The sequence below is a fragment of the Sphingopyxis sp. genome (assembly GCF_035250425.1).
Classification (GTDB): Bacteria; Pseudomonadota; Alphaproteobacteria; order Sphingomonadales; family Sphingomonadaceae; genus Sphingopyxis.
The window spans coordinates 1-9,014 of record NZ_DATFFD010000292.1; the positions used below are offsets into that span (position 1 = coordinate 1).

Consider the following 9,014-nt stretch of genomic DNA (forward strand, 5'->3'; position numbering starts at 1 on the left):
TTCATATAATATTCGATCTCGTTCGCGGTATCGATGCGGCAGAGCGTGTCGAAGCTGAAGGTCGAACCGTCGGCGCGGGTGACGTTCACCGTGACCGTCTGGCGCGGCTTGAGGCCGGCAACGCCGGTGATCGTGAACTGGTCGTCGCCCGTGAGGCCGAGCGTCTCGCGGCTCTGGCCATCGAGGAACTGGAGCGGCAACACGCCCATGCCGACGAGGTTCGAGCGGTGGATGCGCTCGAAGCTTTCGACGATGACGGCGCGGACGCCGAGCAGGTTGGTGCCCTTCGCCGCCCAGTCGCGCGACGAGCCGGTGCCATATTCCTTGCCGGCGATGACCACCAGCGGGGTGCCGTCGGCCTTGTGGCGCATCGCGGCGTCGTAGATCGGCATGACCTCGGCGCCATAGCGCGACATGCCGCCTTCGATGCCGGGGACCATTTCATTCTTGATGCGGATGTTGGCGAAGGTGCCGCGCATCATGACGTCGTGGTGGCCGCGGCGGGCGCCGTAGCTGTTGAAGTCGGCCTTGCTGACCTGATGTTCCATCAGCCACTTGCCCGCCGGCGAGTCCGCCTTGATCGAACCGGCGGGAGAGATGTGGTCGGTCGTGATGCTGTCGCCGAGGATCGCGAGCGGCTTGGCGTTCACGATGTCCGACACCGGTGCCGGGGTCATCGTCATGCCTTCGAAGTACGGCGGGTTCGCGACATAGGTCGATCCGGCGCGCCACTGATAGGTGTCGCTGCCCTCGACCTCGATCTTCTGCCAATGCTCGTCGCCCTTGTAGACATGGGCGTAGCGCGCGACGAACATGTCGCGGTCGACCGCGCCCGCAACCGCATCGGCGACTTCGAGATTGGTCGGCCAGATGTCGGCGAGAAACACGTCCTTGCCCTGCTGGTCCTGCCCGATCGGGGTGGTGGTGAAATCCTCGATCACCGTGCCCTTGAGCGCATAGGCGACGACGAGCGGCGGCGAGGCGAGGAAGTTGGCGCGCACGTCGGGCGACACGCGGCCTTCGAAGTTGCGGTTGCCCGAGATCACCGCCGCGGCAACGAGGCCATTCTCGTTGATCGCCTTCGAAATCGGTTCGGCGAGCGGGCCCGAGTTGCCGATGCACGTCGTGCAGCCGTAACCGACGAGGTTGAAGCCGATATTGTCGAGATGCTTCTGCAGCCCGGCCTTGATCAGATAGTCGGTCACGACCTGCGACCCCGGTGCAAGCGAGGTCTTGACCCACGGCTTGGGCTTCAGCCCGAGCGCGTCGGCTTTCTTCGCGACGAGCCCCGCGGCGATCAGCACCCCTGGGTTCGAGGTGTTGGTGCAGCTGGTGATCGCGGCAATGGTGACGTCGCCGTCGCCGATGTCGAAATCCTTGCCCTCGACCGGCACGCGCGTCTGCTTCTTGTTATAGACGCTCGCCATGTCGGCGTTGAACACATCGTCGACGTCGGGGAGCGAGACGCGGTCCTGCGGACGCTTCGGCCCCGCGAGCGACGGCACGACGGTAGCAAGATCGAGTTCGAGCGTGTCGGTGAAGATCGGGTCCGCGGCGCCCTCGACGATCCACAGCCCCTGCGCCTTGGCATAGGCTTCGACCAGCGCGATATTCTCGTCGCTGCGCCCGGTCAGGCGCATATAGTCGAGCGTCTTGTCGTCGACGCCGAAGAAGCCGCAGGTCGCGCCATATTCGGGCGCCATGTTCGCGAGCGTCGCGCGGTCGGCAAGCGACAGCGAAGCGAGCCCAGGGCCGAAATATTCGACGAAGCGGCCGACGACGCCCTTGGCGCGCAGCATCTGCGTCGCGGTGAGCACGAGGTCGGTCGCGGTGACGCCTTCCATGAGCTTGCCGGTGAATTTGAATCCGACGACTTCGGGGATGAGCATCGACACCGGCTGGCCGAGCATCGCGGCCTCGGCCTCGATCCCGCCGACGCCCCAGCCGAGCACGCCGAGCCCGTTGATCATCGTCGTATGGCTGTCGGTGCCGACGCAGGTGTCGGGATAGGCGACGGTTTCACCCGACGCGTCTTCGCTCGACCACACCGCCTGCGCGATATGCTCGAGATTGACCTGGTGACAGATGCCGGTGCCCGGGGGCACCGCCTTGAAGTTCGACAGCGACTTCGACCCCCATTTCAGGAAGTCGTAGCGTTCGCCGTTGCGATAATATTCGATCTCGACATTCTGCTCGAACGCCTTGGGGTGGCCGAATTCGTCGACCATGACACTGTGGTCGATGACGAGGTGGACGGGGACGAGCGGATTGATCTTGGTTGTGTCGCCGCCGAGCGTCGCGATCGCATCGCGCATCGCGGCGAGGTCGACGACGCACGGAACGCCGGTGAAATCCTGGAGCAGTACGCGCGCGGGGCGATACTGGATTTCCTGATTCGAATGCGGATCCTTCTGCCAGTCGACGATCGCTTTCACGTCATCGGTCGACACGGTGAAGCCGCCATCCTCGAAGCGCAGCAGGTTTTCGAGCAGCACCTTCATCGAAAACGGCAGCCGCGATACGTCGCCGAGCTTTGCCGCGGCCTTGTCGAGCGAATAATAAGCGTAATTCTTGCCGCCGACGCTCAGCGTCGAGCGGGTTCCAAGCGTGTCGTTGCCCGTGGTCGTCATAGAACAAGCAGTCCCCATGTTGGCGCGGCGGGGAATGACTGTCCGAAGGCGAAGCGGGAGAGCGGGGCCAACGGGAGTCGCACGCGCGGGTTTATGTTGGCGCCGCCTTACGCCCAGGTCATGGAAATGCAAGGGGGTGGGTCGATTGCGGCGGGTGCCGCGTGCGTTCAGGCGGTTCCGCGCACCACCAGATGGACGGGGATGCGGGTGCCGCTGCGCGTGCGTTCGTCATCCTCGAGCGCCATCGCGACGAGCGCCTCGCCCGCGGCGTCGAGGTCGGGTTCGAGCGTGGTGAGCGCGGGGTCGGCGAGCGTGCCGGCGCGAATGCCGTCGAAGCCGATCAGCGCGACATCCTCGGGCACGCGGCGGCCGGCGTCCTTGAGTCCCTGCAACACGCCGAGCGCGAGCATGTCCGATGCCGCGAAAATCGCATCGGTGTCGGGATGCGCTTCGAGCAGCGCCTGCACCGCGGCGACGCCCTGCGCGTGGCGGTCGGCGGCGGCGGGGGGCTCGGCGACGATCGCGGTCAGGCCGTGCGCGGCGAGCGCGGCGGAAAAGCCGTCGCGGCGCTCGTCGAACTGGCGCTGCGGCGACTGTTGCGGTCCGACGAAGGCGATGTGGCGGCGGCCGTCACGCACGAAATGTTCGGCGGCAAGCTGTCCGCCGATGTCGTTCTCGCTGCGCATCCAGTGGAACGGGCTGCCGGGGCTGCCCCAGCAGACGAAATCGAGCCCCGACGCCTGCGCGGCGGCGAAATAGTCCCACGCCGGACGATTGCTGGTCGTACCGATGACGATCATCGCGTCTGCGAGCCCCGAGGCGACGAAGTCGGCGCGGAAATTGTCGGGATTCTCCTGAAACGAAACGAGCAGGTTGAACCCACGCGCCGATGTCGCGGCAGCGATGCTGCCGAGCAGCGCGAAATAGAAGGGATTGATCGCGCTGCGATCCTCGCCCGGACGGCAGATGGTGACGAGCGCAATCGTCTCGCTGCTTTTGAGCCGCAGCGACGAGGCGTGGCGGTCGACGACATAGCCGAGTTCGCGCGCCGCGGCCGAGACGCGCGCACGCGTTTCGGCGTTGACGCCGGGACTGTTGCGCAAGGCACGCGAGACGGTCGATTGCGACACGCCGGCGCGCTCGGCAACGTCGAACGATGTGGGACGCAGCATCTTTCCGTTCACCTTGGCCTCTCTCCCCTTGCGCCGTCTCTCGCCGCGAGGGCAGGGCTTGTCAATCTGGCGCTTCGGCGAGGAGGGCGGTGAAGGCGAAAAGGGAAGAAGAGGATTCGCGCAGAGGCGCAGAGAACGCAGGGATGTCGTTCCGGTCCGCAACGAATGCGTTCGATCCCGTTCGATGGCGGCTTCGCCGCAATATTCCTCTCTGCGTCCTCTGCGCCTCTGCGCGAAACTCTTGTCGCGCGATGCCGATCAAAGGCCATCGAGGGCCAAGAGCGCGAAGCTGGCGAGCCAATGTTCGCCCATATAGTCGCCGGTGACGTGCGGCAGCGCGGCGGCGAGGTGGCGCTGCACCGCCGCCTCGGCGACCGGGGATACCCGATGCGCGGGGCCGAGTGCGGCGGCGATGGCGCGCCAGCTCCACGCGCGGCTGAGATTGAGGCCGTCGAGATGCGCGATCTTGCCGTCGCTGCGGTCGGACACGGTGGCGGGGGTGAAGAGGGTGGCGGGTTGCTCGCTTGCGGCGCGGGGGAGGAAGGCATCGAACCAATGGGTGAAATCCTCACCGAGCACAGCGGCCATCAGATGCGCTTCGGTGAGCGCGGACGAGAGAAATTCGTCGCCGCCGGGTTCCCACGCCTGGCAGTCGCGGTCGCCGGCGAACCAGTCGCGGGCGCGGGCGTCGATCAGGTTGATCAGCGCAGGGTCGCGGGTTTCGGCCCAGCGGCGCGCGAGGAGGAGCGCGAAGGCGATGTTGAAATGGGTGCCGACGCGCAGCGGATAGGTCAGCTTGGGCAGGAAAGCGTGGAAACGCGCCGCGAAAGCGGCGGCGAGCGGTTCGAGCGCGGCGGCCCAAGGGGCGTCGTGGCGCTCGGCCTCGGCATGGAGCGCGAGGAGCCACGCCCAGCCATAGGGACGCTCGAAGCTTGCCGAATAGGGGCGATTGAGGAAGGCGAGCTCGCCCGCGACCTTTTCGGGAACAAGCATCGCGTCGGCGCGGGCGCGGGTTTCGGCGGCGACGGGCAAGTCGGGGAAGCGGCGCGCGAGGCGGAGGATCTGCCACCAGCCGTGGACGCAGCTGTGCCAGTCGAAGCTGCCGTGGAAGATCGGGTGGTGCTCGCGCGGGGGTTTGGCGTCCTCGGGACCGTTGAGGACGAGGTCCATCTTGTACGGATATTCGCGGCCGAGGTGCGACAGGGTGGCGGTGGCGAAGCGGGCGGCGTGGTCGGGGGTCGATTCCATGCCACCTTCATATCCGTTCGCATCGAGCGAAGTCGAGACGATCCTCCCCATCGCGCAGCGAAGGGGAGGTGGCAGCGGCATAGCCGCTGACGGAGGGGTTTTAGCGCGACCGTCGACACCCCTCCACCACTCGCTTCGCGAGCGGTCCCCCTCCCCAACGCTTCGCGATGGGGAGGATCTTTAGAAGGCGAAGAGGTAGATGAAGAGGATGTTCGCCGCGAGCAGCGGGACCGCGGTGCCGATCTGCGCCTTGATCACGCCATAGGGATTTTTGAGTTCGAGCAGCGCCGCGGGGACGAGATTGAAGTTCGCCGCCATCGGGGTCATCAGCGTTCCGCAGAAACCGGCGAGCATGCCGATCGCCGCGACGACCGCGGGGTCGCCGCCGTGCTGCTTGACGAGCAAGGGCATGCCGACCGCGGCGAGCATTACCGGGAAAGCGGCGAAGGCATTGCCCATCACCATGGTGAACAGCGCCATGCCGAGCCCGAAGGCGAGGACGGCGCCGAACAGGCTGCCCTGCGGGATCGCGGTGCCGATGAGGCTGCCGACGACTTCGCCCACGCCCGCGAGCGCGAAGACTGCGCCGAGGCTGGCGAGCATTTGCGGCAGGATTGCGGCCCAGCCGACGGCATCGAGCAGGCCGCGGCCTTGCTGGAGCGGGAGCAAAGGCGGCGGTTTCAGGCGCGCCATGCCGACGGCGAGCGCGATCAGGACGCCGAAGGCGAGCGAAATGAGCGTCGCCTGCTTCGGATCGGCGAGGCCGGGGATCCATTTGAAGAGGAAGGTCCCGATGAGTGCAACCGCTGGGATGATCAGCGCGACGAGGAGCAGGAAATTGCCATATTTTACGGCATGCTCGGCCTGCACCTCGGCGGGTACATCGCCGCCGGGGGCGCGGCCGATCTGCCCGGTGCCCGCGATCGCGACGAGCGCGAGGACGAGCAGGCCGTTGCCGAAATCGCCGAGAGAATCGCCACCGAGCATCGAGAGCGCGAGCAGCCCCCAGAAGGCGGCGTTGCCGAAGCGTTTCGGATTGCTGTGGTCGCGAAGTCCGAGGACGGCGAAGGCCGCGAAGGTCAGCCCCGCGAGGACATAAACCAAGCCGAGCGTGATCATGCGCCCGCCTTCTTCTGCATCATCCGCTTTTCGAGGCGGCGGAGGCGGAAGCCGTGGATCAGGAAGGCGGCAATCGCTGTGGGGATCGCCCAGAGCGAGAAGTGCAGCGGCTCGATGATATAGCCATAGCCTTCGAGCACGCCCTTCATCAGCAGGATCGAACCGATCGCGAGAAAAATATCCTCGCCGAAGAAGAGGCCGATATTGTCGGTCGCGGCCGCGAAGGCCTTGACCTCCTCGCGCTGGTCGTCGGTCAGCGCGTCGTTCCCTGCCTCGGCGGCGGCTTCGGCCATCGGGGCGACGAGCGGGCGGACGGTCTGCGGATGCCCCGCGACCGAGGTGAGGCCGACCGCCGCCATCGCCTGACGCAGCAGCAGGTAGGAGGTGAGCAGGCGGCCGAGCGTCGCACCCTTCATCCGGCCGATGAGCGTCCGCGCGTGCTGCTGAAGCCCATAGGCTTCGAGCAGGCCGATGACGGGAAGGACGATCCAGACGATCGAGACATAGCGCGTGTCGTTGAACGCCTTGCCGAACGCGGCGACGATCGCGGTCAGGTCGAGCCCGGCGGCAAGCCCGGTGGCGAGCGCCGAGGCCATGATGACGAGCAGCGGATTGAAACGGAGCAGGAAGCCCGCGATGATGATGAGAATGCCGATCAGGACGAGCATCAGGCGTATGCCTGCATCGTGAAAGGCTGAAGGGATTCACGCGGAGACGCGGAGGCGCGGAGAAGGAAGAGAAAAGAAGCAAGAAGATTCGCGCAGAGGCGCAGAGAACGCAGAGAGAAAAATGGGCGGCGAAGGCGCCTATAGAAGACAGGTAGAGCGCCAGCCCTTCGATAGGGAACCGACATCTCTGCGCTCTCTGCGCCTCTGCGCGAATCATATTCTCCGCGTCTCCGCGTCTCCGCGTGAACCTTTTTCATCCCCGGTCGTCCCCTGCCGAACCATATCCCCCACCGCCCGGCGTTTCGATCACGAAGGCGTCGTCGGCTTCGAGCTGTGCGCTACCCGTCGCCGCCAGCATCTCGACCGAGCCGTCGGCGCGTTCGACCCAGTTGCGGCCCGGGGCGGCGTCTTCTCCGCCCGCCAGGCCCGCGGGTGCGATCTTGCGGCGGTTCGCGAGGATGTTCGCCGCCATCGGTTCGCGGAAGCGGATGCGGCGCGTGGCGCCATCGCCGCCGCGCCATTGGCCCGCGCCGCCCGAGTCTTTGCGGATCGAAAACTCTTCCACGATCACCGGGAAGCGCATCTCCATCACTTCGGGGTCGGTCATGCGGCTGTTGGTCATATGCGTCTGGATCGCGGAAGTGCCGTCGAAGCCCGGCCCCGCGCCCGATCCGCCGGCGATGGTTTCATAATATTGGTGCGCGTCGTTTCCGAAGGTGAAATTGTTCATCGTCCCCTGCGCGGGGGCCATCGCGCCGAAGGCGGCGAACAGCGCGTCGGTGATGACCTGGCTCGTCTCGACATTGCCCGCGACGACCGCGGCGGGATAGCTGGGCGAGAGCATCGAATTTTCGGGGACGATCAGCGTGACGGGGGCGAGGCAGCCCTCGTTCATCGGGATCGGATCGTCGAGCATCGTGCGCAGTACATAGAGGACCGCGGCACGGACGACGGGCATCGGCGCGTTGAAATTGTCGGGGAGGGTGGCGGAGGAGCCGGTGAAGTCGATCGTGACGTGGCGCGCCGTCCGGTCGACCTTGACCGCGACGACCACCTCGGCGCCATTGTCCATCGCGTAGCGGAAGGCGCCGTCGTCGAGACGCGCGATCAGCTGGCGGACCGCGGTTTCGGCCTGACGCTGACCGTGCGCCATATAGGCGGCGACGGTCGCGGCGCCGTGCGCGGCGGAAAGGTCGGTGAGCGCGCTCGCGCCGCGCTGGCACGCCGCAACCTGTGCCTTCATATCGGCGATGTTGAGCGCCGGATTGCGCGCGGGCCAGTCGCCGGTAACCAGATGCGCGTGAACATCGGCGTCGCGGAAATGGCCGTCGTCGACGATCAGCATATTGTCGAACAGAATGCCCTCGTCTTCGATGCTTTTGCTGTCGGGGGGCATCGATCCGGGGGCGATGCCGCCGAGGTCGGCGTGGTGGCCACGCGCGGCGACGAAGAAGCTCGGGATGTCGCCTTCGACAAAGACCGGCATGATGACGGTGATGTCGGGGAGGTGCGTGCCGCCGTCATAGGGGGCGTTGAGGGCGTAGGCGTCGCCGCGCCGGATACCGCGATCGTCCTTTGTGCGTTGGCGGAGGATGGTGCGGACGCTTTCGCCCATCGAGCCGAGATGCACCGGCATATGGGGGGCGTTGGCGACGAGGCGGCCTTCGCCATCGAAGATCGCGCAGGAGAAATCGAGCCGCTCGCGGATGTTGATCGACGAGGCGCTGTGCTGGAGCGCGCCGCCCATTTCCTCGGCGATCGCCATGAACAGGCTGTTGAAGATTTCGAGGCGGATCGGGTCGGGGGTCGCGTGATCCTCCCCATCGCCTTGCGATGGGGAGGTGGCAGCCCGAAGGGCTGACGGAGGGGTAGAGCGCGGAGCGCTCGCTACGCTCGCAACCCCTCCACCACCGCTTCGCGGCGGTCCCCCTCCCCATCGCAAGTCGATGGGGAGGATCCTTGAGGCCTTGGTTAGCCGCAACGTCCCTTCCTGCTCGACCGTCGCCGACCAGCCCGGCTCGACCACGGTCGTCGATAGCGCGTCGATGATGATCGCGGGGCCGGCGATGCTGCGGCCGGGGGCGAGGGCGCTGCGCTGGTGGAGCGGGATCCGGTGCGCTGCGCCGGCGAACCAGGCGGCGACGGTTTCGGCTTTGGTCTCGGTCGCGGCGGTGGGG

At 66.6% G+C, this 9,014-nt stretch carries 6 protein-coding genes; all 6 read right to left on the reverse strand.

Features of this window, described 5'->3' with window-relative positions:
• The coding region (gene acnA, locus VJ811_RS17755; protein WP_324074860.1) for an aconitate hydratase AcnA at nt 1–2,630 on the reverse strand (2,630 nt) is incomplete at its 3' end.
• A 167-nt stretch (nt 2,631–2,797) separates the two neighbouring features.
• Nucleotides 2,798–3,802 (reverse strand): LacI family DNA-binding transcriptional regulator, encoded by a 1,005-nt coding sequence (locus tag VJ811_RS17760; RefSeq protein WP_324074863.1) that lies wholly within the window; start codon nt 3,800–3,802, stop codon nt 2,798–2,800.
• 258 nt (nt 3,803–4,060) lie between these two features.
• On the reverse strand, nt 4,061–5,050 hold the full coding sequence (locus VJ811_RS17765; protein WP_324074870.1) for a DUF2891 domain-containing protein: 990 nt from the start codon (nt 5,048–5,050) through the stop codon (nt 4,061–4,063).
• 180 nt (nt 5,051–5,230) lie between these two features.
• On the reverse strand, nt 5,231–6,169 hold the full coding sequence (locus VJ811_RS17770; RefSeq protein WP_324074865.1) for a DUF979 domain-containing protein: 939 nt from the start codon (nt 6,167–6,169) through the stop codon (nt 5,231–5,233).
• Entirely contained in the window at nt 6,166–6,837 is a 672-nt protein-coding gene (locus VJ811_RS17775; RefSeq protein ID WP_324074867.1) for a DUF969 domain-containing protein, read from the reverse strand. The genes VJ811_RS17770 and VJ811_RS17775 overlap by 4 nt, the downstream gene beginning before the upstream one ends.
• A 253-nt stretch (nt 6,838–7,090) precedes the next feature.
• Nucleotides 7,091–9,014 (reverse strand): hydantoinase B/oxoprolinase family protein (locus tag VJ811_RS17780; protein ID WP_324074869.1); only part of this gene is annotated, 1,924 nt, incomplete at its 5' end.